Source organism: Phascolarctobacterium sp., assembly GCF_045124115.1.
Lineage (GTDB): Bacteria > Bacillota > Negativicutes > Acidaminococcales > Acidaminococcaceae > Phascolarctobacterium_A.
Genome location: NZ_JBGVLF010000017.1, coordinates 14,256 through 38,810, shown reverse-complemented (window position 1 = coordinate 38,810; position 24,555 = coordinate 14,256). Strand labels below are relative to the sequence as shown.

At 47.1% G+C, this 24,555-nt stretch carries 22 protein-coding genes; 17 read left to right on the top strand and 5 right to left on the bottom strand.

All coding sequences use genetic code 11. The annotated features are described in order from the left end of the window. The 3 genes from rplI to ACJMM4_RS02370 all read right to left on the bottom strand — a co-directional run bounded on the left by rplI (window position 1) and on the right by ACJMM4_RS02370 (window position 3,537). Window positions 1–447, bottom strand: coding sequence for a 50S ribosomal protein L9 (rplI, locus tag ACJMM4_RS02380; RefSeq protein WP_405382915.1), 447 nt, complete (start codon window positions 445–447; stop codon window positions 1–3). Next, window positions 419–2,497 carry a DHH family phosphoesterase gene (locus tag ACJMM4_RS02375; RefSeq protein ID WP_405382913.1) on the bottom strand — a complete coding sequence of 693 codons (2,079 nt, stop codon included), beginning with the start codon at window positions 2,495–2,497 and terminating at the stop codon, window positions 419–421. Before ACJMM4_RS02375 ends, rplI begins: the two co-directional genes overlap by 29 nt. Window positions 2,498–2,586: 89 nt before the next feature. Then, window positions 2,587–3,537, bottom strand: coding sequence for a YybS family protein (locus tag ACJMM4_RS02370; protein ID WP_405381520.1), 951 nt, complete (start codon window positions 3,535–3,537; stop codon window positions 2,587–2,589). Window positions 3,538–3,695: 158 nt separating this feature from the next. Between ACJMM4_RS02370 and ACJMM4_RS02365 the strand changes: the two genes are divergently transcribed. Continuing rightward, on the top strand, window positions 3,696–5,255 hold the full coding sequence (locus ACJMM4_RS02365; protein ID WP_405381522.1) for a hypothetical protein: 1,560 nt from the start codon (window positions 3,696–3,698) through the stop codon (window positions 5,253–5,255). Window positions 5,256–5,346: 91 nt separating this feature from the next. Here the strand turns inward: ACJMM4_RS02365 and ACJMM4_RS02360 are convergent, their stop codons facing one another. Then, entirely contained in the window at window positions 5,347–5,925 is a 579-nt protein-coding gene (locus ACJMM4_RS02360) for a DUF3106 domain-containing protein (protein WP_405381524.1), read from the bottom strand. A 202-nt stretch (window positions 5,926–6,127) separates the two neighbouring features. Between ACJMM4_RS02360 and ACJMM4_RS02355 the strand changes: the two genes are divergently transcribed. The 10 genes from ACJMM4_RS02355 to ACJMM4_RS02310 all read left to right on the top strand — a co-directional run bounded on the left by ACJMM4_RS02355 (window position 6,128) and on the right by ACJMM4_RS02310 (window position 18,599). Next, window positions 6,128–6,817, top strand: coding sequence for a response regulator transcription factor (locus ACJMM4_RS02355; RefSeq protein ID WP_405381526.1), 690 nt, complete (start codon window positions 6,128–6,130; stop codon window positions 6,815–6,817). Beyond that, on the top strand, window positions 6,818–8,335 hold the full coding sequence (locus ACJMM4_RS02350) for a sensor histidine kinase (protein WP_405381528.1): 1,518 nt from the start codon (window positions 6,818–6,820) through the stop codon (window positions 8,333–8,335). Between the two features lie 20 nt (window positions 8,336–8,355). Beyond that, on the top strand, window positions 8,356–9,132 hold the full coding sequence (locus ACJMM4_RS02345; RefSeq protein ID WP_405382911.1) for an SDR family NAD(P)-dependent oxidoreductase: 777 nt from the start codon (window positions 8,356–8,358) through the stop codon (window positions 9,130–9,132). Between the two features lie 65 nt (window positions 9,133–9,197). Beyond that, entirely contained in the window at window positions 9,198–10,151 is a 954-nt protein-coding gene (locus ACJMM4_RS02340) for a 2-hydroxyacid dehydrogenase (RefSeq protein WP_405380188.1), read from the top strand. A 120-nt stretch (window positions 10,152–10,271) separates the two neighbouring features. After that, on the top strand, window positions 10,272–11,837 hold the full coding sequence (gene pckA, locus ACJMM4_RS02335; RefSeq protein WP_405380142.1) for a phosphoenolpyruvate carboxykinase (ATP): 1,566 nt from the start codon (window positions 10,272–10,274) through the stop codon (window positions 11,835–11,837). A gap of 138 nt (window positions 11,838–11,975) precedes the next feature. Then, window positions 11,976–14,468 carry an ATP-binding protein gene (locus ACJMM4_RS02330; RefSeq protein WP_405380144.1) on the top strand — a complete coding sequence of 831 codons (2,493 nt, stop codon included), beginning with the start codon at window positions 11,976–11,978 and terminating at the stop codon, window positions 14,466–14,468. 28 nt (window positions 14,469–14,496) lie between these two features. After that, the gene (locus ACJMM4_RS02325; protein ID WP_405380146.1) at window positions 14,497–14,856 is read left to right on the top strand and encodes an Hpt domain-containing protein; all 360 of its coding nucleotides are present in this window, start codon (window positions 14,497–14,499) and stop codon (window positions 14,854–14,856) included. Between the two features lie 126 nt (window positions 14,857–14,982). Further along, on the top strand, window positions 14,983–16,164 hold the full coding sequence (locus tag ACJMM4_RS02320) for a pyridoxal phosphate-dependent aminotransferase (protein WP_405382908.1): 1,182 nt from the start codon (window positions 14,983–14,985) through the stop codon (window positions 16,162–16,164). Beyond that, entirely contained in the window at window positions 16,161–17,234 is a 1,074-nt protein-coding gene (locus tag ACJMM4_RS02315) for an iron-containing alcohol dehydrogenase family protein (protein WP_405382906.1), read from the top strand. The genes ACJMM4_RS02320 and ACJMM4_RS02315 overlap by 4 nt, the downstream gene beginning before the upstream one ends. A gap of 21 nt (window positions 17,235–17,255) precedes the next feature. Next, on the top strand, window positions 17,256–18,599 hold the full coding sequence (locus ACJMM4_RS02310; RefSeq protein ID WP_405382904.1) for a YjiH family protein: 1,344 nt from the start codon (window positions 17,256–17,258) through the stop codon (window positions 18,597–18,599). Window positions 18,600–18,835: 236 nt separating this feature from the next. Here ACJMM4_RS02310 and ACJMM4_RS02305 read toward each other — a convergent pair whose 3' ends face one another. Beyond that, the gene (locus tag ACJMM4_RS02305; protein ID WP_405380154.1) at window positions 18,836–19,519 is read right to left on the bottom strand and encodes a TetR/AcrR family transcriptional regulator; all 684 of its coding nucleotides are present in this window, start codon (window positions 19,517–19,519) and stop codon (window positions 18,836–18,838) included. Window positions 19,520–19,744: 225 nt separating this feature from the next. Between ACJMM4_RS02305 and ACJMM4_RS02300 the strand changes: the two genes are divergently transcribed. From ACJMM4_RS02300 to ACJMM4_RS02275, 6 genes are all read left to right on the top strand, one after another. Continuing rightward, a complete protein-coding gene (locus tag ACJMM4_RS02300) occupies window positions 19,745–19,927 on the top strand; it encodes a ferredoxin family protein (protein ID WP_405382902.1) in 183 nt (60 codons plus the stop codon). Between the two features lie 17 nt (window positions 19,928–19,944). Further along, window positions 19,945–21,084: a 2-oxoacid:acceptor oxidoreductase subunit alpha gene (locus tag ACJMM4_RS02295; protein ID WP_405380158.1), complete on the top strand. Its 1,140-nt coding sequence runs from the start codon at window positions 19,945–19,947 to the stop codon at window positions 21,082–21,084. A 32-nt stretch (window positions 21,085–21,116) separates the two neighbouring features. After that, complete coding sequence (locus ACJMM4_RS02290; RefSeq protein WP_405380190.1) at window positions 21,117–21,953, top strand: 2-oxoacid:ferredoxin oxidoreductase subunit beta; 837 nt, start codon at window positions 21,117–21,119, stop codon at window positions 21,951–21,953. A 2-nt stretch (window positions 21,954–21,955) separates the two neighbouring features. Continuing rightward, entirely contained in the window at window positions 21,956–22,489 is a 534-nt protein-coding gene (locus ACJMM4_RS02285) for a 2-oxoacid:acceptor oxidoreductase family protein (RefSeq protein ID WP_405380160.1), read from the top strand. After that, entirely contained in the window at window positions 22,489–22,926 is a 438-nt protein-coding gene (locus ACJMM4_RS02280; RefSeq protein WP_405380162.1) for an RrF2 family transcriptional regulator, read from the top strand. The genes ACJMM4_RS02285 and ACJMM4_RS02280 overlap by 1 nt, the downstream gene beginning before the upstream one ends. 152 nt (window positions 22,927–23,078) lie before the next feature. Beyond that, window positions 23,079–24,386 (top strand): Na+/H+ antiporter NhaC family protein, encoded by a 1,308-nt coding sequence (locus ACJMM4_RS02275; protein ID WP_405382900.1) that lies wholly within the window; start codon window positions 23,079–23,081, stop codon window positions 24,384–24,386. The last annotated feature ends 169 nt before the right edge of the window (window positions 24,387–24,555 follow it).

Sequence of the window (24,555 nt, the reverse complement as noted above, 5' to 3'; positions counted from 1 at the left end):
TTATTCAGCTTCTACCATAACCTTGAAGGTTGCGGTTACATCGGTATGCAGTTTGGCAACGGCGGTGTATTCGCCCAAACCTTTAACTGCAGTTTTCAGTTCGATTTTACGGCGGTCGATGTTGAGACCGGTTTGTTTGATCAATGCTTCAGCAACGTCCTTGCTGGTTACGGAGCCGAACATTTTACCATTTTCGCCTACGCGTACTTTCATACGTACAACGACTTTTTCTACTTGGGCACCCAAAACTACAGCTTCGTCCTTAGCTTGGGCAGCACGATGGGCTGCAGTAGCTTTGTCAGCTTTAGCTTGGTTAACATTGGCGGTGGTTGCTTCTTTAGCCAGTTTACGCGCTAACAGGAAGTTGCGGGCATAACCATCAGCAGCTTCAACAACGTCACCTTTTTTGCCTAAATTTTTAACATCTTGCAGCAGAATTACTTTCATTATTATCTCGCTCCTCTAATTGTGTTTTTGCTAATGCAATAATTTGCGGTTCCACATCGCGGGCGCGCTTGTTGGCGATTTGTACGCCTGCCACCGTCTGGTGGCCGCCACCGCCCAGCTCTTCCATAATGATCTGCACGTTAATCGTGCCGTCGCTGCGGGCGCTTACGCCAAGGAAACCATCTTTATATTCAACTATAGCTGCACTGACACTGATACCGTCAATGGTTAGCAGGGTATCAGCAGTTTGGGCAGCAAGTACGGAAGACTTTGTGTCTCTGGTGGCATTACGCAAAACGGTAATTGCCAGCCCGGGCAGGGGCATTCTGGCTTCAGCAATAAGCTTAGCCTTCGCCTGTACTAAATCCATATCATCCTTAAAGAGCAAACGTACCAAATTGGGGTCGGCACCGCTGCGGCGCAGCAATGCGGCAGCCTCGAAGGTACGCTCGCCTGTCTGCACGGCAAAGTTTTTCGTATCTAGGACAATACCTGCATACAGTGCTGTCGCTTCGGACGGGGTAATTTCCAAACGATCGTCGAAGTAGCCAATCAGCTCCGTAACCAGTTCGCTGGTAGAAGAGCTGGAAGGCTCTAAGTATAGCAGAATAGTGTCGCTGATAATATCCTCTGCACGGCGGTGGTGGTCAACTACAATCTTATTGGCAACTGCCTCCAAAAGCTTCTTGCTAGCGGCAAGCACCGGTCGATGGTGGTCCACCAAAATCAGCATACTCTTGGGAGTTACTAATTTCAAAGCATCGTCCTCGGAGAGGACAATATCCAAGTATTTGGCATCCTCGTTGGCAAGGATGATGTTCTTCTTTTCCATAACCTCGGCAATGCGGTTATAGTATTCATTATTTTCACTGGCTACGATAATGGTAGGCTTGCCAATGGACATACCCAGTTTAGCCATGCCGATGGTTGCGCCAATGGCATCGTAGTCCTCGTTATGATGACCCATGACGAAGATACGGTCCGCCTGCAGCATCTGCTCGCGGATGGTTTGCGCCACAATACGGGCGCGGACACGGGTGCTCTTGGCAGCTACGGTGCTGGTGCCGCCGAAGAATTGGGTAGCCTGGTCTTTCAGCACTACTGCTTGGTCACCGCCGCGGCTTAAAGCAACGGATAGGCTCTTATTTGCGTTCTGCATCAGTTCTTCCAAAGTCAGGCCGTCGCAGGAAATACCGATACTTAAAGTGGGGGCAAAATGGTTGCCGCTGCGTACTTCGCGGAAACGGTCCAAAATGGTGAATTTGTCTTCAATCATGTCTAGGACAGCGCTTTGGGTAAAGCCTAAAAGGCACATTTCCTTGTTCATGCGGCAGATAAAACCATGTTGGGAAGCAGCCCATTTGCTGAGCAGTTCGTTGATTTCGCCATTGACGTTGGCAATATTGGTTTCGCTCATGCCGCGCATAACTTCTTCGTAGTTGTCAAAGCGGGCGTAAGCCAAGCACAGTTTGTCATTGCCATATTTTTGGCGCAGAATTTCAAAATCGGTTACATCGGTCAGATAAATCATCAGACCGCTGGAAGTGTTCAAATTATCCTTACGTTCAGCCCGCTCCTGGGTTTGCACGCTGGCGTAGCGCATTTTGTAGTAACGGCCTTCCATTTGGATTAGCTGCTCGCCGTCACGAACGCTGAGCAGTTCAAAGGAGTTGGGAGGCAGGGGCAGAACTTCTTCCGGACGTTTGCCTTCCAAATTCTTTTTGCCTGTCCACATTTGGAACAGCTCGTTTTTCCACTGCAGCTTGCCATCTTTGCTGAACACCGCCATACCGATATCAAGCTTGCGGACAGCGTAATGGTTGGTACGCTCGATGTTGCGGATGATGTTGTCCAAGTAGCTGCTGAAGAATATTTCCTTATTGATTAAATTGCGGCGGGCAAAGTAATAGGTTACTGCCACAATAATCAAAGCAGGAATAATCAGCTTAGGCTGCAGGTAGCACACTACTGCGGACAAAAGCAGGATAATCAGCAGGTAGATGTTGGTATCTGCCTTGGAATTCATATTACGGTTAAATCGGTTGAACATTTAGTTTATCCCTCCTTTGGTCAGACGAACATGGTCTGACAGCTTTCCGCCATAGGAAAGCCGAGCTCTAAGAGATGTTATTTGCAATATTATTTCTTGCGGATTTTACGGAAGTCGAAAATCACGTCAAAAGCACCTACATAAACCATAACTTGAGAGAACAGGGGAACCATAAAAAGGATCGCCAAACTTAAATTAGCCCACCACTTGGGCTTTTTCTTAGTATCTACATACCAATACAGCAAAACGATGCCTTGGAAGACGAAGGCGAAGCTGCAGATAGTCTGCACATTGACGGAAGCAATATACATCCAGCTATTCTGATCGGTTTGGTAGAAGTAAGTAACAGCAAGTAAAGAAGCTGCGTAAGGCCACAGCATCCAACCGGGAACCTGCAGCTGCAGGAAGGGAGGGAAATCTTGGAAGGATTCGCCTAATTTGGTCAAAATCTTTTTAGCGGCTACGTAGTTGATAAACGCCATCAAAGGTGCGCAGACTAAGAAAGCACCGGGCATAATAATTCGCATCATGCGCAGCATTTCTGCATAACCGGCAACGGATTCCTTAATCTGTTCTTCCGTCATACCATGCTCGCGGTAATAAGCAGCCAACTGGGTAAGACCATCGTTAAAGGAATTGAACATCATCTCGATGGGATTAATGCCCAAAACCACAAAGCTCAAAACCACGTTGAGGATGAGGGCGATTACGGCGCCGATGGTACCATAGAGCATCATCTGCATGGGAGGCAGGTGGCGGCGCATACATTCGCCGAGAATCAAACCCAAAAGGCCGAAGATAACGGCTAGGAAGAAGGCGTTGACAGGGCTGATGATCATAGCGGAAACAAGTGCTGCTACCAAAAGCGTCATCAGACTCCATTTGAAACCATGGCGGCAACCGCAGATGACAATGGGCAGAGGCCACAGGAAGTTGATAAAAGCACCCAAGACAGGTACATACATGCTTATTAACGCCATAACGATAGCAATAGCGGCTAAAATACCGGCTTCTACCATGGCGGATGTTTTACGGAACACAGGTTATCCTCCTTTATGGATATAATACTTCAAGATATATTTTACACACAATGACAGGAAAAGTCAAAGGCGGAACGCAGCGGAAAGCCCTTGCTACGTTGCATGGAAAGCGTTTTTATGCTATGCTAAAAGTTACAGCACATAAAGAGGTAATAATAATGAAAGAAGCACTTTTTGCATACGTACAGAAGCACATAGATGAAGATGGAATTTTTACGGAAGAAGATCTGCCTGACTACGAAGAATATCCCTACCACATGCGCGCAGGTCATTCCGATGCTTTTTACTATACCACGGATATGCCGACCTCTCCGGAGGATGCAGAGCGTTTGGTGAAGCTTTTGTTGGACTATATGGCAGAGCCTATCCAGCCCCATCGTCAGGAGCTCTATAACGCCGTCAAGCACATGTCCATGGCGGAATACTGCGATGTGATGATAGATTCTTTAGATAAGGAAGCCATTAACGAATCTGCCTATGATTTGGCGCGTCGCTTTTTCTACAACGCTCGCCATCGTGAGCCTGTAAAATTAGCGCTGTTGCTCTTTGGCATCTATGGCATGCACCGCATCTACGGTGAGGATCAAGAGCTGTGGCGTGACATGGTGACCATGGCTCACTGCGAAGAATTTACTTTTGCTTTCCTTTATAGCTGCAGGATGAGCAACTTTATCAATCAAAAGGCAGTGTGGGAGCTTTTAGGCTGCACCAAGGGCTGGGGCAAAGTGTTCTGCATTATCGACTGCCAATGCAGGAACGATGCAGAGCGTTTGTGGCTGTTGAAAAATGGTCCTGATATTGATGTGGAGTATCCGCCTTTGGCAGTGAAATTGCTGCAGGAAACCCGCTTAGAGGAATATCTGCAGCAACCGTCCATTGGCTTTGAGGAATATAAGAGCGCTTTTGCCATTATAGGCAATTTTTTGATTATGCTGCTCCGCTATGAACCGGAAGCACTGCGGGAAAACTACAATTTAGAAACAATTAACATCTACACATTAGTAGAGCGCTTATTGCACCACGCATCCTATCACGCCGTACTGCCGGAGGATTTGCTGGATGTGGCTAACATCGGCGCTACCTTGCGCAATATGCAGGACGAGGAGCGTTTCTTCGCCCTCTCCCCCAACCAGTTCCAAGAGTTGATCGCTCATTGCGACAAATTGGTGTACAGCCAAGATTGGCGCCAAGAAATAGACGCGCGCTTAATTGAAAATGGGCGGATTAACTACCAACTGGCTGATTTTGCCTACGAATTGGAGATAGACGTATGGCAGCGGCTGTTTGATTTTTGGCAGGAGCATCCTGAAGAAATCAACCTTATGCCCTACTTGTTAGCTTATGAAGGAGGAGAACGTCCGGAGCGTGTCTTGGCTGCAGTCTTGGCAAAACTTCCCCAGCTTGCAGACGAACCCTTAGCGCTAGTTGTACCCTTGCATTATTTGCAGAACCATCCGGGTGAAGGGGAAGCGCTGATTTGCGCAGGATTGAACTCCATCAACGAGATGGTGCGCAGCTGCGCCTGCGACGCTTTGGAAGAATGGGGAGCTGCGTATCTTACGCCCATGCTGCGGAAAGCAGTGATTCAAGCTATCCACGATTCTACGGAAGAACTGCTAAAAGTGCGCTTAGCGGCAGTTTTAGCAGGGCGCAAGCTGGATATGGAAGCCATATTGCGCAAGCTGAAAAAATCACATCCCCCCAAGCAGAAGAAATAAAAATACCCTGTCGGGCGTAGTGCTCGGCAGGGTATTTCTGTTGAAAGGAAAGGAGGGTGTTGCTTTGTCTATTTTGGAAAATGTCTAATAGCTATTTAGCAGGTGCTGCCGGACAATCGGGTGCAGGGCCGCAGCGGAAGTCGTTGTGACCAAATCTTGGTTTATCGCCTTTGTGCATGGGGCCTTTTTTCAGCGGACGGTTAGCACGGATAGCTTCGCGCTGTTCGGGAGTCATGTTTTGCAGCTTTTCTTTGCGTGCTTGGCGTTGGGCAGCATCTTCTTTAATGAAGGCTTCTACTTCTGCCTTTTGCTGGGGCGTCAGCTTCGCCATAGCTTCCTTGGCACGCTTGTCGTGGCGTTCTTGGCGCTCCTTCTGCATTTTTTCACGTGCTTCTTGGCGTTGCTGGGGAGTCATCTTTTTCCATTCCTCATGACGTTTTTTCATTTCTTCACGTTGCTCTGCCGTCATGGGCTTACGTTTCATCTCCTTGCGGAAATGGTCGCGGGGACCTTGATTATCGCAAGGGCGATTGCCGTCCTCACTTAAAATGCAGTTTACACGCTCACGCATGGAAGGCTTCGGTTGTTCGTTAGTGTCTGCTGCAAAAGCAGTTGCGCACAAAGCAGTTAAAACAGTGGCTGCCAGTAAGGATTTTTTCAGGTTCAACATAATTCTTCACTCCTTAAATTTACTTTCTATCTTAATTAGTGGTTATGCTTGGGTGTTCCCTTGAGCTTGTCTACATTGTACAGGAGATTTATGACGGAATTATGTTTTTTCTGAACCTTTTTTAAGAATTTTTCGTCATAATTTAAACACATCTTCTGTAGATGCGTGTGATATAATTAAAACAATATGTGAGGTGAATCATATGAAGAAAATCTTAATTGCTGATGATAATAAACAAATTACGATGATTCTTTCCAGCTACGCTAAAAAGGAAGGCTGGGAGCCTGTCATTGCTTTAGATGGTGCGGAAGCATTAGCCAAATATGAGGAGCTTCGCGACGAAATAGCCATGGTGCTCCTTGATGTAATGATGCCTAAGGTAGATGGCTTCGAGGTGTGCCGCCGTCTGCGGGAAAGCTCCATGGTGCCTGTCATTATGATTACTGCCCGTGGCGAGGATTATGACAGGATCATGGGCTTGGATACCGGTGCGGATGATTATGTGGTAAAGCCTTTTTCCGCTAGCGAAGTTATGGCACGGGTGCGGGCGGTACTGCGTCGTATCGGGCCCCAGGAACCTGCAGCCAAGAACGTTTTTAGCTATGCTAATCTGATGATTAATCTTGATAAATACCAAGTGCAGATTAATGGCGAAGATGTGCCTTTGACTAAAAAAGAAGTGGAACTGCTGTGGACTTTGGCAAAGAACAATACCAAGGTCTTTAGCCGTGATAATCTGTTGGACAGTATTTGGGGTTATGATTATTTTGGCGACAGTCGTACAGTGGACTCCCACATCAAGCGTTTGCGTGCCAAGGTGGATAAATATGACCATCCCCAATGGGAGGTCAAGACAATTTGGGGTGTAGGCTATCGCTTTGAGGGTAAGTAGATGAAGAATAAGATTGCTATTAAGCTGATGCTGTATTTCACAGGGGTGCTAGTAGTTTTTGGTTTGATTATCGGTGGTGTGTTCTACCAATTTTTCAAGGAGCATACTGTGGAAATCAAACGGAACTCTATGGCTGCCCAGGCAAAACGGCTAGCTTATGTAATTAGCGACAATATGGAACGTTTATCTAAAAATTATGGTGATGGTATTGCTAATAGTCGGTTTATTAATTTTTTAGACAACACGGCTAATGAGATTGTTTGGGTAGTGGATAGCGAACGCAATTTGAATGTAAATAAGGAACGAATGCAGCGGATGCAACGGAAGCGTCTGAAAAAGCAGAGTCAGGAAGGAATTTCTGATACTAAGATGCCACCGCCGCCAATACTCCCTAAGGATCCCAAGGATGCGTATGCCAAATTGCCCGAACATATCCGCATGAAGGTGGAGGAAGGCTTCCAGGGGAACCCCTTTGTGGTTGAAGAATATAATGAGTGGTTAGACGGTATTATGCTGACTGTAGGCGAGCCTGTTCGTGACAAGGAAGGCAAGGTGCGGGCAGTGGTGCTGCTCCATTCCCCTGTGCAAGGCTTGCACGATGCAGTGTGGGCAGGGCTGCGGATTCTGCTATGGAGCTTGGTGGCTGCACTTGTTTTAGGGTTGCTGCTCAGCGTGGTACTTAGCTGGCGCTTTACAAAGCCTTTGCAGATTATGCGTAATAATGCGGAACGCTTGGCGGAACGTGATTACCAAGCACGGAATAATTTAGTGCAGGCGGACGAAGTAGGCGAGCTGGCACGGACTTTAGACGAGCTGGCAGGCCGTTTGCAGTTGGCGGATGAAGAAAGCCAAAAACTGGAAAAACTGCGCCGTGATTTTATCGCCAACATTTCCCACGAGCTGCGGACACCGGTGACGGTTATCCGCGGAAGCTTGGAAGCATTGCGGGATGGTGTGGTAACGGAGCCGGCGGAGGTAAAGGAGTTCCACGAGCAGATGTATAAGGAAAGCTTGTTCCTCCAGCGCTTGATTAATGATTTGCTGGATCTTTCCCGTTTGCAGAATACGGATTTCCCAATTGAGAAAAGCACTCTGAACTTGTGCGAAGTGGTGCAGGATGCAGTGCGTGGATCCCGGCGCCTAGGCATGGAGAAGGATGTGCAGGTGGTTGCTCATCTGGATACGGATGTGTATACGCTAGATGGTGACTATGGTCGTCTGCGCCAGATGCTGATGATCTTCCTCCACAACAGCATTAAGTTTTCTGCTGCAGGGAGCCAAGTAGAGGTTAATTTGCGTGGTAAAGAACTACAGGTTGTTGACCATGGTTGCGGAATGCGGGCGGAGGATGTGCCCCATGCTTTTGACCGCTTCTATAAGGCGCACAATGAGCAGAATAAGACAGGCAGCGGTTTAGGGTTGGCGATTGCCAAGCAGATTGCTCTGCGCCATGGGATGACCTTGGAACTTGCCAGCGAAGAAGGGAAGGGTACCGTAGTGACGGTGAAACTTTCTTGAGGTTAATGAGGTGTTCGTTTATGAATTTACATTATGGTTGTGATGGTTTAGTTGCTGTAATCAGCGGCGGGACTAGCGGTATTGGTTTGGCAGTGGCAGAAAAGCTGCTTAATGATGGTGCGCGGGTGTACCTTTTAGGGCGGAGCGCGGAGCGCGGAGCAGGGGCGGTACAATCTTTAAAGGAGCGCACTGGTAAGTGCGCTGTATATGTTCCCTGCGACGTACGTAAGCAGGAGGACTGCCGTCAGGCGATTTTGGCAGTGGGCAAGCATGAAGGTACGCCCGCCTTTACGGTGGACATTTTAGTCAATAGCGCAGGTGTCTACACGGAACAGCGTTTGGAAAACGTGACGGAAGCAGATTATGCTGCCATTATGGACGTTAATGTAAAAGGTACCATGTTCTTGACCCAGGCTGCTTTACCACGTATGTATGGCGGGGGCTCCATTGTCAATGTAGCCTCCGATGCAGGGATTAGCGGCAACTACGGCTGCCCTGTCTACTGCGCATCCAAGGGCGCTATTGTAGCGCTTACACGTGCCTTGGCTCTTGATTTGGCGTCTGCCATTAGGGTGAACTGCGTGTGTCCTGCTGACGTGGATACGCCCCTTTTGACAAAACAACTGGTGGATGCAGGGGAAGGCTATGGCTTGGAGGATATGGAAGCATCCTATCCTTTGGGGCGCATTGGCCGCCCTGCGGAAATCGCCCATGTAATCTGCAGCATGGTTTCCCCGGCCAACAGCTTTATGACAGGGGCTGTGGTGGCTGCTGACGGCGGTCTTACTGCAGGCTGAGGCAGGATTTTTACCTGCTAGCGGGAATATTACAGTAAACTATAAATTTTCTTGAGGTGATAATGATGAAAATTATTTGTATGGAACCCTTGGGCGTAAGCAGTGAAAAGATTGCTGCCTTGGCTGCACCTTTGCAGGCTGCAGGCCACGAATTTATTTATTATACAACTAAAGAAACGGAGCAGGATAAACTGCTAGAGCGTATTCGTGAGGCAGAAATCCTGATGTTGGCTAATCAGCCTTTATCCGCAGATTTGATTAATAAATGTCCTAATTTAAAAATGTTGGATATTGCCTTTACCGGTGTGGACCATGTAGGTTTGGATGCGGCACGCGCTCGTGGCATTGTAGCTTGCAATGCGGCAGGCTATTCTACCAACGCTGTGGCAGAACTGACCTTTGGCTTAGCAATCAGCGCCATCCGTAATATTGTGCCCTGTGATGCTCGTTGCCGTGCAGGCAGTACCAAGGACGGTTTAGTTGGTTTTGAATTGTTTGGCAAAACTTTCGGCGTTGTGGGTACCGGTGCCATCGGCTGCAGAGTGGCAAAAATTGCCCAAGCTTTTGGTTGCAAAGTTCTCGCCTACAGCCGCACGGAAAAAGCGGAACTGACGGTAGCAGGCGTGCAGTACGTTACTTTGGACGAGCTTTTGGCGCAGTCCGATTTCGTATCCCTCCATGTGCCCATGACCGCTGCTACTGCGAAACTGATTAATGCAGCTGCCATTGCCAAGATGAAGGATGGTGCAGTGCTGATTAACACTGCCCGCGGCGGCGTAGTGGATAGCGCTGCTTTGGCAGAGGGGCTGAACAGTGGCAAGCTGGCTGCAGCTGCCATCGACGTCTTCGAAAACGAACCGCCTTTAGCTACGGACCATCCGCTGTTGCAGGCGAAAAACTGCACTGTTACTCCTCACGTGGCTTTTGCCAGCAAAGAAGCTTTGGAAGCCCGTGCGGACATTGTTTTTGCCAATATTGATGCATTCTTGGCAGGCGCACCTCAAAACGTAGTGAAATAGTATTCTATAGCGTACACTATAGGCGCTGTAAAGTACATTGTAAAAATATTCACAAAGCTGTAAAATGATAGGTAGAAGTATAAATAACGGAACAAAATCCGCAGGAGTGGAGAGATTTTTATGGCTTTGACAAAATTACGTAAGGAAATTGATGCAGCCGTACAGCTGCCTGTCTTTGATTTGTCCCGAGAAGAATTGGTAGAAGAAGCATTAGCCAATGGCGAAGGTGTTTTGGCTGCCAATGGGGCGTTGCGCGTGGTTACGGGCAAGCGTACCGGTCGTTCCCCTAAAGACAAGTTTTTTGTGGACGATGCAGTTACCCATGATGAGCTGTGCTGGGAAAACAATCTGCCGTGCTCTAAAGCAACCTTTGACCGTCTTTATGCCAAAATGCTGGCTTATGCAGCGGACCATAAAATGTATGTGACCGATGTGTATGCTGGCGCTGATCCGCGCTATCGTCTGCCTGTCCACTTCGTTAACGAATTGGCGTGGCAGCAGCTTTTCATCCGCAATTTATTCATCAGTAATGAAGAAGTGCCTGCTGATGCAGAGGGCTTTACTGTTCTGTGTATGCCCAACGTGTACGCCGATCCGGAAGCGGACGGTGTTCATTCGGAAATGTTCGTTATTATCAATCTAACGGAAAAGGTAGTCCTGATTGGCGGCGGCCGCTATGCCGGCGAAATGAAGAAGGGTATCTTTACCGTTATGAACTATCTATTGCCCAAGCATGGTGTTTTTTCCATGCATTGTTCCGCTAACGTAGGACCTAAGGGCGATACTGCTTTGTTCTTCGGCTTGAGCGGTACGGGCAAGACTACTTTGTCCGCTGATGGCACTCGCGCCTTAGTGGGCGACGATGAGCATGGCTGGAGCAAGGATGGCATCTTCAACATTGAGGGCGGTTGCTACGCTAAGTGCGTCCATTTGAGCGAATATACGGAGCCGCAGATTTTCCGCGCCATCCGCAAGAATACGGTGCTGGAAAACGTTATTTTAGATGAGAACGGCGACCCTGATTATGATGATATTGCTTTAACGGAAAATACCCGTGCAGCATATCCCTTGACTTATATTGATAATGCACTGCTGCCCAGTGTGGCAGGTCATCCCAAGAATATCATCTTCCTTACTGCCGATGCTTTTGGCGTACTGCCTCCTGTGGCTAAACTGTCCAAGGAGCAGGCTATGTACCATTATCTTTCCGGCTATACCAGTAAGGTAGCAGGTACGGAAGATGGCATTGTAGAGCCTCAGGCAACTTTCTCCATTGGTTTTGGCGAACCCTTCCTGCCTTTGCCTCCTTTGACCTATGCCAAAATGCTGGGGCAGAGAATAGAGGAATACGGCACCAACGTTTATTTGATTAACACCGGTTGGAGCGCAGGCCCTTATGGTAAAGGCCACCGCATCCGTCTGCAATACACCCGCCGTCTGGTCAACGCTGTGCTGGATGGGGAATTGGATAATGCGGAATGGGTAGAGTTCCCCGTTTTTGGCTTTAAAATTCCTGCAGCTTGTCCTGATGTACCTAGTGAAATCCTTAACCCACGCAATACGTGGGAGGATAAAGCTGCCTATGATGAGCAGCTCCATAAACTGGCAATGTTGTTTGGCAAGAACGTGACCAAGTTCCATGGTTTGATTACGGAAGAAATTCTTTCTGCCGGTCCTAAGGCGTAAACGCGGTTGCTAGCTGCCCCTGCTGTTTTTCCGCGGCAGGGGCATTTTTACTGCTTGTGTAAAAGGGGGAGCAGGGCTTATAATTAGTGATGGAAAGACGTTTGTGCAACGTGCAGGTGAAGGGAAGGAGCGACATTAATGGAGCTGAAGTTTTTAAATAAAAAATTGCAGATTTCTCTTTTCAGCGTGGTTATTTTTGCCTTTTTCCTTTTGGTCTCTATAGTTAGTTTGAGCATGGTGCGTCAAAAGATTTTGGAGAACTCCCATATCATGGGTGAAGAAATAGCCGCTCGTTTTGCTACCAAGGAAACTGCACGGATTAAATCTCAGGAGATGCTGTTGCGCAGTGTGGCGCAGAGCATGGGTTCCATGCTGGATATGGACAGTGATTTGCAGGATGAAAAGTTGGAGCAGACTCTGCAGCGTTTTACCGAGTATATGGAAAACAATACGGAGATAGGGCGTTTTGATATGTGTGCTGTTATTAACGGCCGCTTAATTGGCAAATCTTGGGAAAAAGATGTTCCCATAGAATCACTGAAATGGTATCGTAGCGCGTTAAATCAAAAGGGCCAGGTTACCTATTCCAATCTGTATCGCAAAGGCAATAATAAGGAGTATTCTCTGACTATGGCAGTGAGCATGGGGCAGGGGGATAATGTGCTTGCCATTAACCTGTACCCCCAGAAGCTGAACTCTTTGTTGGCAGATAACCGTCTGCCTGCGCAAAGCTATTACTATTTGTGCGACCCCAATGGCAATATTATGTATGCCATTAATGACCGCAATATGACTATTGATGACCAACAGCCCTATGTTGACCAAATCTTTAGCGAAATTCGTAGTGGTGCCAATGGGTATATCATTGACTTGGAGGGCAACAAGCGTGGTGTTTACTACGCTGTGTCTGATAAGGGGTGGATTTCTATTGTAACCATTCCCTATGATTTTCTTTTGGGGGATTACCGCAGTCTGTTGAAGTGGTTCATCTTGACTTTGGCTATCTTCTGCGCTTTGACCGTGGCGCTGACCATGCGTGAGCATATTTTGAATAAGCAGGTGCAGGTATTTGAAGAAGTAACTCAAGTTATGAGCAAATCCTACTTGGCTGCGTTTCGAGTAAATCTTGCTACCGGTGAATACGTTACCTTGAAGTGCGAGAATCTTGAGTTTGAGGCTCCTGCTAAAGGCGATTATACGGAGCTTTTAAGCCGTATGGTGGAATGCGTGGAAACAGAGGCTGCCACAGAGTTTGCAGAAACTTTTTCCCTAGCTAATATGCAGAAACTGGTTTGGCAGCAGCAAATCCATGAATTCGGCGGCGAATTTCGTCAGCGCTTTGGTAAAGAATATAAATGGGTCAATGTACGTATGGTGCAGGACGAGCTTTTGGGCAAGGATGACGCTATTTTCTTCCTGCGCGATGTGGAAGCAGAAAAGCTGCGTGAGCTGGACCGTATGCGGGTAACGGAACGTGCCTTAAAGGTGGCACGGGAAAATACTAAGTCCCGCAATATGTTCTTTTCCGCCATGTCCCACGATATGCGTGCACCCTTAAACGGTATTATCGGTATGGCGGAGCTGGCAGAAATGCATCAAGGAGACCATGCGTTAGTTGCGGACTATATTCAAAAGATTAAATCTTCCGGTAAGCAGCTTTTGACCTTGATTAACGATATTTTGGAAATGGCACGCCTTGATAATGGCAAGGTAGAGCATTTGCAGGAAACCTTCTCCATGACGGAGATTTCAAAAGAGATTGGCGGTATTTATGCAGCTCAGGCAGAGTTGGAAAATAAATATTTCCAATTAGAGGTTTTGCCGGATCAGAAATATGTGAATGGCGATTTACAGGGCTTGCGCCAAATCTTGAATAATGTACTGAGCAATGCGGTGAAGTACACTCCTTCCGGTGGGAAGATTACCTTTACCGTGCGCCGTGAAAGTGCAGGCAAGGGCAAACGTCCTGTATATGCCTTTATTGTGCAGGATACGGGCTGCGGTATGTCCGAAAAGTTTTTGGAAAAAATCTATACTCCTTTTGAACGCGACAGTCGTTTCGGCGTTCCTCATGTAGTAGGCACTGGTTTAGGCATGACCATAGTGAAGAGCCTTGTAGAGCGTATGGAAGGTACGATTCATATTAGCAGTAAGGTAGATGAGGGTACCTGCGTACTGATTTCTTTGCCTTTCCAAGAGGTAGAGAAGGTGCCGGCACCGCGCCCTGCTGCGAAGCTTAGTGATTTTGCCGACTGCACAGTGTTGGTGGCTGATGATAACGATATCAGCATGGAGATTATTACGGAGCTCCTAACCATGAACAAGCTGAAGGTTATTACGGCAGCTAATGGACAGGAGGCAGTGGAGCGATTCGCTGCTTCTGCCGAGGGCAGCGTGGACATGGTGCTTATGGATATGCAGATGCCTGTGCTGGATGGTTGCGGTGCCTCTAAAGCTATTCGTGCCTTAGAGCGCAAGGATGCAGCCAGCGTGCCCATTGTGGCGCTGACAGGCAACTCCGCTTCCAGTGATGTGGAGGCCGCTATGCAGGCAGGTATGAACAACTATATGGTGAAGCCTGTACAGATGAAATTGCTGGCGAAAATGCTGGAGGAGTATATTCGCAGATAAGTTAAGAAAGAGGTTTTAGGTGATACGTATGCATTTACGCGATTTATCCCAATACATAGAGATTCAAATCGATGAGTCCTTAGAAGAACGCTTTATGGACAGTGAAGAGCTGTACGTGCGCTTTTTGAAGAAGTTGGCAGCGGCGGATGACTTTGCAGCAGTGCAAACATTGGCGGCCGCAGGCGATTGGCAGGAAACACTACGCCGAGCGCATAACCTCAAGGGTGTGTGCGGAAGTTTAGGCTTGACCAAACTGCAAAGCCAACTGGCGGAGCTGGTGCGTATCCTGCGGTCGCAGGACTTTACTGCTGATGCGGTAGTAGCACAGCTGCAGGTGATTGCCCCTGAATGGCAGAAAACTTTAGAACTAATAAACTCCCTTGCTTAAGGGAGTTTATTTTTTACAAATAACCTTGTATATCTATGCAATTTTTATTGCGAAAACGTGGGTGGAAGTGGTATAATTTTCAAGTATTGCTATTTTGTCTTGTTATTATCATTAGGAGGTTTATATATGCCTAAGTTAAGTCACAGAGTTTCTACTTTTACTGATTCCGTAATTCGTCGCATGACTCGCATCAGCGATGAATATGGTGCTATTAATTTGTCCCAAGGTTTTCCTGATTTTGATCCGCCCCGTCCTTTACTGGATGCGTTGGCAAAGGTTGCCTATGAAGGCCCTCACCAATATTCCGTAACCTATGGCGCAGATAACCTGCGTGAAGCTATTGCTAGAAAGCAAGGCAAGGCCTTCAACCGCGAAATCGATCCGGAAACCGAAATCTGCATTACCTGCGGTGGCACAGAAGCCATGATGAGCGTGGTTATGTCCATCTGCAACCCCGGGGATAAGATTATGGTTTTCTCCCCCTTCTATGAAAACTATAGTGCAGATACCATTCTGTCCGGTGCGGAACCAATCTTTATTCCTTTGGTTCCTCCCGAGTACAATTTTGATATTAACCTGATTGAAGACGGTTTTAAACAAGGTGCTAAAGCCATCATCATCTGCAATCCTTCCAACCCTTGCGGCAAAGTATTCACCGAAGAAGAGCTACTGGCCATTGGCAGGCTGGCTTTGCAATATGATGCCTTTGTTGTAACCGACGAAGTTTATGAACACATGGTATATGCGCCTAATCACCACACCTGCATGGCTTCTCTCCCCGGCATGTACAACAACACTATTACTTGTAACTCCTTGTCCAAAACCTATTCCATTACCGGTTGGCGTTTGGGCTATGTGGTTGGTCCCGAAGAAGTTATCGAAGCCTGCAAAAAGGTTCACGACTTCCTGACCGTTGGTGCAGCATCTCCCCTGCAGGAAGCAGCTGTAACCGGTCTTAACTTCCCTGATCAATATTATGAAGATTTGCTGGCCTTGTATACGGAAAAACGCAAATATTTCTTGGATGGTCTGGACAGCATCGGTATTAAGCACAATGTACCCCAAGGTACTTATTTTGTTATGATAGATATTCAAGAATTTTTGGATATGCCTAAATTCAAGGGCTATACGGATTTGGAATTCTGCGAATGGATGATTAAGAATATCGGTTTGGCAGCAGTGCCCGGTTCCAGCTTCTTCCGTGAGCCTGTTAACAATCTGATCCGTCTGCATTTTGCTCGTGAAAAGAGCACCATTGATGAAGCAATTCGTCGTCTGAGCAAATTGAGAGAGCTGGCGCAAGCATGATGACCGACCGCATTTATTATTGTGATTATACTATTGGTGCTGATGCCTATAGCAAGGTAGCTACAGAGTGCAGTCTCTTTGGCAATAAGGCACTGCTCATTGGCGGGCCTAAGGCTTTGGCTGCCGGGCAGAAGCGTTTGCAGGAAGCCTTGGTAGGTTCCGATTTGGAAATCGTAGCAGTTGAAACCTTCAGCGGCGAATGTACCTATGCAGGCATTGCTCAATTTGCTGCTTTAGCTAAAGAATTAGGTGCCAATATGATTTTTGGCATGGGCGGTGGCAAGGCTCTTGATACTGCCAAAGGCGTAGGCAAGGATGCAGGGCTGCCTGTCTTTACCTTTCCTACAATTGCTGCCACCTGCGCAGGCACTACGGCTTTGTCCGTAGTCTATCATGAAGATGGCAGTTTCGACAGCTTCTATTATTACGACCGTCCTCCTCGTCATTGCTTTATGGATTTAACCATTATTGCCAATGCTCCTGCTATTTATCTGCAGGCAGGCATGGGTGATACTATGGGCAAGTATTTTGAATGTCATTTTGCTGCTCGTGGGGACAAGCTGGCTCATAGCTCTGCTTTGGGCAGGGAAATCAGCAATATGTGCTATTTCCCCTTACTGGAGCATGGTGTACAGGCCTTGGCTGATTGTCGTGCCCATGTGCCCAGTGATGATTTGAAGGAAGCAGTGCTGGCCAATATTGTTAGCACCGGTTTGGTATCCCTGATGGTTCTGGATTGCTATAACTGTGCCATTGCTCATTCTGTATACTATGCTTTGGTGCTGCTGCCAGGCTTTGAAGAAGAAAATCTTCACGGTAATGTAGTGGCCTACGGCGTATTGGTACAGTTGGCAGTGGATGGCAAGCTGGAGGAAGCAAGGGAGCTGAAAAAGTTCCTGCAGGCTTTGGAGATTCGCACTACTTTGAAGGAGATGGGCGCTCCTATAGAGCGTGAAGCTTTGACTGCAGTGCTCAAGGAAGCCGTAAGCGGTCCGGATATGGAGCACATTCCCTATCCTGTAAGCGAGGATATGCTATACGATGCTTTCGTCGCAGTGGAAAACTTATGATGAATTAGATGAGGAATAATAATGGAAAAGAAATATACTAATACAGCAAATCTGCTGACCTTTATTTTAGGTTCCGCTTTTGGTATCCTGATGTTTTTGGTGCCTATTCCCCATGGTGCAACTTTTACCACCCTGTTGGACTTTTGCTGCACCTTTTTGAAAAAGGGCTTTGGCGCCAGCCTGCCGTACATTGTTACTGCATGTGTAACCTTTGCCGGTGCAATTAGCCTGTATGATTATTTTTGCAAGCCTGCTTGGATTCGTGAGCACGATGTATTCAGCAAGGTATTCAGCAGTTCTCCCTTATATTTGTGTTCCAAGGTTATGGGTGCAATTTTTGCCATCATGTGCCTCTTCAAGGTTGGTCCGGAATATATCATTTCCGTAGATACCGGTGCTACCATGTTGGGTTTGTGCAACACCCTGTTCTGCATCGTATTGTCCTTTAGCTTTATTATGCCCTTCTTGACGGACTGTGGCATTATGGAGTTCTTAGGCGTAATTATGCGCCCGGTAGTACATCCCTTGTTCCGCGTGCCCGGTCGTGCTTCCGTTGACTTGATGGCATCTTGGTTTGGTGCTTCCAATGCAGCGGTAATCCTGACTCGTGAGCAATACAACAGAGGCTTTTATACTAAACGTGAAGCTGGTTATATTATGACTAACTTCTCCTTGGTTTCCATTCCCTTTTGCCTGATTATTGCTACCACTATTGGCATTGAACAATATTTTCCTGCCTTTTACCTGTGCATCTGCCTTGTAGGTATTATTTTGGCAGCAATTATTGCTCGCATTCCGCCTATCAGCACTGTTCCTAACACCTATCGCGAAAGCGTAGGTAAGAATCTTGATGAGCATGTGCCCGAGGATGTGGAGCTTCTGCCTTACGCAGTGGAAATGGCCTGCCGTCGTGCTAATTCCTTTGGTATTAAGGGTATTATCAGCGGTGGTATGGAAGTAACCTTGGGTATGCTGTTCGACTTGATCCCCATTGTATTAAGCTGGGGTATTTTGGCGTTGATGGTTGCAACATATACTCCGATTTTCCAATGGTTGTCCTATCCCATGGGTATGTATCTGAACGTGTTGGGCGTTGCAGATGCCTTTAAGGTTGCTCCTGCTACCTTGGTTGGCTTTGCGGATATGTTTATTCCTGCGCTGCTCATTACCGGTATCGAATCTGTGGAAACCAAATTCATCATCGGTGTATTAAGCTTGGTGCAAATCATCTACATGACCGAAGTTGGTGCCATTATCATTAAGAGCGAAGTTCCTCTGAACTTTGGCAAGTTGGTAATCATCTTCTTAGAGCGTACCATTATTGCTATTCCTTTGATTGTAGCCTTCGCAAGATTGGTGTTCTAAAAGTAAAATAGGTAAAAATAAAAGCTTACGTAGATTTTTACGTCTACGTAAGCTTTTTTACATACGATTAAGGATGTTGTACAACCATGAAAATTGTACCAACGATTCCCAATAAAAAAACTCCGAGATAGAATATGGCGACTATCAAAAATAAGATTTTGACTATTTTCCAAAGTTTGTTGATTAAAGAATCCATGGTCGGAGCCTCCTTTGGTTTGCGTATTATGTAATTCTATTTATATAGTCTCGGGAACACACTCGCCATGGAGGAAACGGTCCACAATGATAAGGGATATTTCCTTGGCGTTGAATTTTTCAATCAAGTTTTGCGTAGGATTAAAGATACTCATGGCAACGCCGAAGAACAGATACTTGCTTGTCGCCTCTGCATCGTTGGGGGCTTTTAAAATACCTGCGTTGATTCCGTCCAGAAGAATTTTTTCTAAAATCACATATTCTGCATCTAAAATGCTGTAGTAGCGCAGAATCTGTTCCTTCGCCTCTGCTTTGATTTCCAATTGGCTATAACGGGGGAGAACTTGGTAGTCTCCGTCTACCTTTTGAATACGGCAGGCGTTGCTGCCTCCCAACATTTCAAAGCAGATAATCTGCCACAAAGAGTTGTTCTCGTAGTAGAAGGAGATGAATTCTTCGAAATAGGCACACAGCTTATCCTTAAGCCCTTCCTGTGCATCTACAGCTTGGCGCAGGCGTTTGACAAAGGCTTCGTTCCTACCTACTACCAAATGGTAGAAAAGCTGCTCCTTATTGCCAAAATATTTATAGATGGTTCCCTTGCCCACGTCAGCTAACTTGATAATTGCATCCAGCGTTGCTTTCTCGTAGCCGTACATGGAGAAAATTTTTTCCGCTGCTGCCAAAATCCGTTGATCCTTGGGCGCTGCTCCGCTAACCTTCACTGCTTTCCCTCCGTCCTTTTTTCCGTATCATTTAATTGCTAATTTAATATATATTATAGCTTGTTTAGTATATAAATTCTAGTCTGCAGGGGAGTTTTTTACAATAGTTTATAAGCACGAAGAAAAACACAAAAAAACATACTCACTTCCTAGTTTTTTTGATATAATAAAGATACGAGCTGTTCGAAGCCGGTTTTATTATGACTATCGTAAGGAGGTCACCATATGAGCTTAAAGATTATCACTAAGCGTTGCAAGGGCTGCGGCATCTGCGAGGCATTCTGCCCCAAAAAAGTCCTGGCAGTCAGCGAAGTAGGCAAGGTCGAAGCCGTTGCTGAGGAGAATTGCATCAAATGCGGTCAATGCGAAATGCGTTGCCCGGACTACGCTATTTTTGTAGATAAATAAAAAGGAGTGAATTACCCATGTCAAGAATCCTGCTGTTACAAGGTAACCAAGCAGTTGTTGAGGGTGCGATTGCTGCCGGTGTAAAATTTTACGGCGGTTATCCTATCACCCCTTCCACCGAAATTGCTGAACAATTAGCTCTGCGTCTGCCCCAAGTTGGTGGCAAGTTCATGCAGACTGAAGACGAAATTGCCGGTCTGGGTACCGTTATCGGCGCATCCATGGCAGGCAAAAAAGCTATGACCGCAACCAGCGGCCCCGGTTTCTCCCTGAAACAAGAAATGCTGGGTTTGGCGTGCATCGCTGAAATCCCCTGCGTAATCGTTAACGTACAACGTGTGGGCCCGGCAACCGGTCAACCTACCAGCCCTGCGCAAGGCGAAGTTATGCAAACCCGTTGGGGCACCCACGGCGATCACTGGCTGATCACCATTTCTCCCTCCAGCGTTCCTGAATGCTTTGATCTGACTCTGCGTGCAGTTGCACTGGCAGAAAAATATCGTTGCCCCGTAATCCTGTTGATGGACGAAGTAGTTGGCCACATGCGCGAAAAAATCGAGCTGCCTGACAACTATGACGAAATTCCTCAAGCAGAACGCAAACAACCTACCTGTGCTCCTGAAGACTACTTGGCTTATGGTTGCGAAGAAGGCTCCAAGGTTCCGGCTATGGCTCCCTTCGGCAGCGGCTATCGTTGGCATGTAACCGGTCTGGTACATGACGAAACCGGTTTCCCCAAAGGCACCGGCGCTGCAACCAAAGAATCCCAAGACCGTCTGCGTACCAAATTGGAAGACAACCTGGACGACATTATCCAAGTTGAAAACTACAAGATGGAAGATGCTGAATTTGCAGTAGTTGCTTTCGGCGGCGCTGCCCGTACCGCTTATGAAGCAATCGACATGGCACGTGCAGAAGGCTTGAAGGTTGGCTTTGTACGCCCCATCACCATTTGGCCTTTCGCAGAAAAGCAAATCAAAGAAGTTGCTGCCAAAGTTAAAGGCATCCTGGTTCACGAGCTCAACGCAGGCCAATACGTTTTGGAAGTTGAACGTGCTGTAGCAGGCAAAGTTCCTGTAACTCTGTACGGCAAATATGATAACGAATCTGCTACTCCGGCCGAGCTTTTAGCTGAAATCAAAAAGGCTATGGCCTAATCGGATGAGAGGAGAATAATACAATGAGTGTAATGGAAGATTTAATTGCTAAATATTTCCGTCCCGGCCGTCTGCCTCACATCTGGTGCCCCGGCTGCGGTAACGGTATTATTACCGGTGCTATCGTTAAGGCTATTGATAAACAAGGTCTGGCTAAAGACGATGTTGCTGTGATCAGCGGTATCGGCTGCTCCAGCCGTTCCTCCGGCTATTTGGATTTCAACACCGCTAACACCCTGCATGGTCGCGCACTGCCCATTGCTACCGGTGTTAAAATGGGTAATCCCAAACTGAACGTAATCGTTTGCAGCGGCGACGGTGACTGCACCGCTATCGGTGGCAACCACCTGATTCATGCTGCCCGTCGTAATATCGATTTGACTTTGGTTGTATATAACAACAGCATCTATGGTATGACCGGTGGTCAATATTCCCCTATGACCCCGATTCATTCCAAAGCTACCACTGCTCCTTATACCACCATCGAACCTAGCTTCAACCTGTTGGAGCTGGCTAAAGCTGCAGGCGCAACCTTTGTAGCTCGTGGCACTACCTTCCACGTTCCCCAACTGGTTGACACCATTGCTAAAGGCATTGAGCACAAAGGCTTCTCCATTATCGAAGTTGTTAGTGCCTGCCCCATTTCCTTTGGTCGTCAAAACAAAATGGGTGGCCCTGCTCAAATGATGGCATGGCAACGTGACCATGGCGTACTGAAAGCTGTTTGGGACCGCATGGACGAAGAAAAGAAGGCAGAAGCAATTGCTGCCGGCAAATTCCCCATCGGCGTATTGTATGAAAACAACGATGTACAGGAATACACCGCTGCCTATGATGAACTGATTAAACGTGCACAGGAGGGTAAATAATCATGAGACAAAGCTTTCGTTTTTCCGGCACCGGTGGCCAAGGCTTGATCACTGCCGGTATCATTTTAGCCGAAGCTGCCCTCTTAGATGACAAGCTGGCTGTTCAATCCCAATCCTATGGCCCTGAAGCCCGTGGCGGTTCCTCCAAGGCCGAAGCTATCATTAGCGATGAACCTATCTATTTCAGCCGTGTAATCTGCCCCAACACCCTGCTGGTTATGAGCCAGGAGGCTGCTAACAAATATACTGCTGACTGCGATGCTTCCACCACCGTTATTACCGATACTCTCTTTGTAAACGAGGTTCCTGGTACCTACGGCAAACGCGTTGACCTGCCTATCACCCATACAGCTAACACTGTTTGCGGCAAGAGCTTGTTTGCTAACATTGTTGCTTTGGGCGTTGTTGTTGGCCTGACCAAATGCGTTTCCAAGGAAGCTATCACCAAGGCTGTGCTGAACCGTGTTCCTAAAGGAACCGAAGAAGCCAACACCAAGGCTTTGGAAGCAGGCATGGCATTGGTAGAGAAGCTGTAATGAAAATCTCCACCAAGGGGCGTTATGCCCTGCGTATGCTGTTGGATTTGGCTATGCACCAACAGGAAGGCTTTATCGCTTTAAAGGATATTGCAGCACGGCAGCATATTTCCAAAAAATATTTGGAGCAGATAGTGCCTATTTTGAATAGAGCAAGTATCCTGCAAGCCAACAGGGGATTTCAAGGAGGCTATCGTTTGGTAAATCCTCCCGATGCCTATACTGTAGGCGATATTCTGCGTTTGACGGAAGGGAGCCTGACTCCCATCGCTTGTTTGGATTTGCAGCCCGAAGGCTGTGAACGCAGGAACGAGTGCATTACTCTGCCTATGTGGCAAGGATTGAGCAAGGTTATTGCCGACTACTTGGACAATATTACCCTGCAGGATATTATTGACGACTACACCGCTCGTGGCGTAGGCAACTATTCAATCTAAAATAACAAAATTAGCATCCATCATTGCGCTTATAATGCGGGGTGGATGCTTTTTTGTGTTCTGCAACAATTTTTATCTCTTTATTTGCGGGGAAGGATATGATAAGATATATGGCGTGCATATTATAAATTTAAATAGAAGGGGATAATGTTATGGCTAAGAAACCGGCAGCTAATGCAGCTGCACTTTTACCAATCCTTGTTTTTCTGGTAATCTACCTAGGCTTGGGCTTTATGTTTGAATATGTGATGAAGGTTCCCATGGGTTTTTATAATGTACCCATCATCGTGGCTATTATGATGGCGATTTTCGTTGCCTGCGTGCAGAATAAGCACCTTTCCTTCAATAAAAAGATGGAAATTATGGGCAAGGGGCTTGCGGATAAGAACCTTATTACTATGCTGCTTATCTTTATGGCGGCAGGCATCTTTGTTGGTGTCGTAGGTCGCTCCAGTGCTTCCAGTGTTGCCTATTTTATGCTCAGCATTATTCCGCCGGAATATTCTGTAGCAGTTATTTTCGTGGTGGCTGCCTTTGTATCTGTGTCCATGGGTACCAGCGTGGGCACTATCACTCTGCTTACGCCCATTGCTGTGGCAGTGAGTCAAGCCAGCGGCTTCGGCCTGCCTATCTGCGTGGCGTCCGTAGTGGGCGGTGCTATGTTTGGCGATAATCTGAGCTTTATTTCTGATACTACCATTGCTGCCTGCAACGGCCAAGGCTGTGCCATGCAGGATAAGTTCAAAGAAAACTTTAGAATTGCTCTGCCCGCGGCAATCCTTTCCGTAGTTCTTATTCTTGTCCTCAGCTTGAATACGGAGCTGAAAGGGCAAGTTGTGAAGGAGTACCAAATGCTCCATATTCTGCCGTACCTTTTGGTGCTGACAGGTGGTGTAATGGGTATTAATGTTTTTGTAGTCCTGATTGGCGGTATTATTTTAGGTGCAGGCCTTTTATTGGGCACTGGGCAAACTACTTTCTTAAAGCTGTGTGCCAGCATGGGCGCAGGCTGTGCAGGAATGTTTGAAACCAGCATGGTAGCTATTTTTGTTAGCGCTATGGCAGCCATTATTCGCTACGGCGGTGGCTTTGAAGCCTTGCTGGCATGGATTCGCAGTGTGTTCAAGGGCAAGATTGGTGGCCAATTGGGCATGGGCGTTTTGGTAGGCGCTATGGATATTGCTACTGCTAACAATACGGTAGCAATTGTAATGGCTAACCCCATTGCTAAGGAAATGGCGGAAGATTACCAGATCAGTCCGCGTAAGGCTGCTAGTATCCTCGATACCTTTTCCTGCGTATTCCAAGGGGTAATTCCCTATGGTGCGCAGATGTTGGTTGCCTGCAGTATTGTTGCTGCTACCGGCCTTAGCATCAGCGCCTTCGATATTATGTCCTATCTTTTCTATCCTGCGCTGCTGTTAGTAAGTTCCGTCTTCTTTATCTGCTTTGAAAAGTAAGCTGTCAGTAAAATTTTAAACACAAAAAATAAGCACCTCTCACTGTACTGATAACCAGTGCAGTAGAGGTGCTTTCTGTTTCTAATCTTATTTATACATGTTTCCCTTAAAAACAGTACGATTTTAAGGGAAACTACTAGAGAGTAAGGGAAAAGAAAAAGGACTGCCG

What these genes read in the sequence shown, in the direction of transcription:
- rplI (WP_405382915.1), bottom strand. Translation starts at nt 447, where the DNA reads ATGAAAGTAATTCTGCTGCAAGATGTTAAAAATTTAGGCAAAAAAGGT.
- ACJMM4_RS02315 (WP_405382906.1), top strand. Translation starts at nt 16,161, where the DNA reads ATGATGACCGACCGCATTTATTATTGTGATTATACTATTGGTGCTGAT.
- ACJMM4_RS02275 (WP_405382900.1), top strand. Translation starts at nt 23,079, where the DNA reads ATGGCTAAGAAACCGGCAGCTAATGCAGCTGCACTTTTACCAATCCTT.
- pckA (WP_405380142.1), top strand. Translation starts at nt 10,272, where the DNA reads ATGGCTTTGACAAAATTACGTAAGGAAATTGATGCAGCCGTACAGCTG.
- ACJMM4_RS02375 (WP_405382913.1), bottom strand. Translation starts at nt 2,497, where the DNA reads ATGTTCAACCGATTTAACCGTAATATGAATTCCAAGGCAGATACCAAC.
- ACJMM4_RS02295 (WP_405380158.1), top strand. Translation starts at nt 19,945, where the DNA reads ATGTCAAGAATCCTGCTGTTACAAGGTAACCAAGCAGTTGTTGAGGGT.
- ACJMM4_RS02310 (WP_405382904.1), top strand. Translation starts at nt 17,256, where the DNA reads ATGGAAAAGAAATATACTAATACAGCAAATCTGCTGACCTTTATTTTA.
- ACJMM4_RS02345 (WP_405382911.1), top strand. Translation starts at nt 8,356, where the DNA reads ATGAATTTACATTATGGTTGTGATGGTTTAGTTGCTGTAATCAGCGGC.
- ACJMM4_RS02300 (WP_405382902.1), top strand. Translation starts at nt 19,745, where the DNA reads ATGAGCTTAAAGATTATCACTAAGCGTTGCAAGGGCTGCGGCATCTGC.
- ACJMM4_RS02360 (WP_405381524.1), bottom strand. Translation starts at nt 5,925, where the DNA reads ATGTTGAACCTGAAAAAATCCTTACTGGCAGCCACTGTTTTAACTGCT.
- ACJMM4_RS02340 (WP_405380188.1), top strand. Translation starts at nt 9,198, where the DNA reads ATGAAAATTATTTGTATGGAACCCTTGGGCGTAAGCAGTGAAAAGATT.
- ACJMM4_RS02325 (WP_405380146.1), top strand. Translation starts at nt 14,497, where the DNA reads ATGCATTTACGCGATTTATCCCAATACATAGAGATTCAAATCGATGAG.
- ACJMM4_RS02330 (WP_405380144.1), top strand. Translation starts at nt 11,976, where the DNA reads ATGGAGCTGAAGTTTTTAAATAAAAAATTGCAGATTTCTCTTTTCAGC.
- ACJMM4_RS02320 (WP_405382908.1), top strand. Translation starts at nt 14,983, where the DNA reads ATGCCTAAGTTAAGTCACAGAGTTTCTACTTTTACTGATTCCGTAATT.
- ACJMM4_RS02280 (WP_405380162.1), top strand. Translation starts at nt 22,489, where the DNA reads ATGAAAATCTCCACCAAGGGGCGTTATGCCCTGCGTATGCTGTTGGAT.
- ACJMM4_RS02290 (WP_405380190.1), top strand. Translation starts at nt 21,117, where the DNA reads ATGGAAGATTTAATTGCTAAATATTTCCGTCCCGGCCGTCTGCCTCAC.
- ACJMM4_RS02285 (WP_405380160.1), top strand. Translation starts at nt 21,956, where the DNA reads ATGAGACAAAGCTTTCGTTTTTCCGGCACCGGTGGCCAAGGCTTGATC.
- ACJMM4_RS02355 (WP_405381526.1), top strand. Translation starts at nt 6,128, where the DNA reads ATGAAGAAAATCTTAATTGCTGATGATAATAAACAAATTACGATGATT.
- ACJMM4_RS02365 (WP_405381522.1), top strand. Translation starts at nt 3,696, where the DNA reads ATGAAAGAAGCACTTTTTGCATACGTACAGAAGCACATAGATGAAGAT.
- ACJMM4_RS02350 (WP_405381528.1), top strand. Translation starts at nt 6,818, where the DNA reads ATGAAGAATAAGATTGCTATTAAGCTGATGCTGTATTTCACAGGGGTG.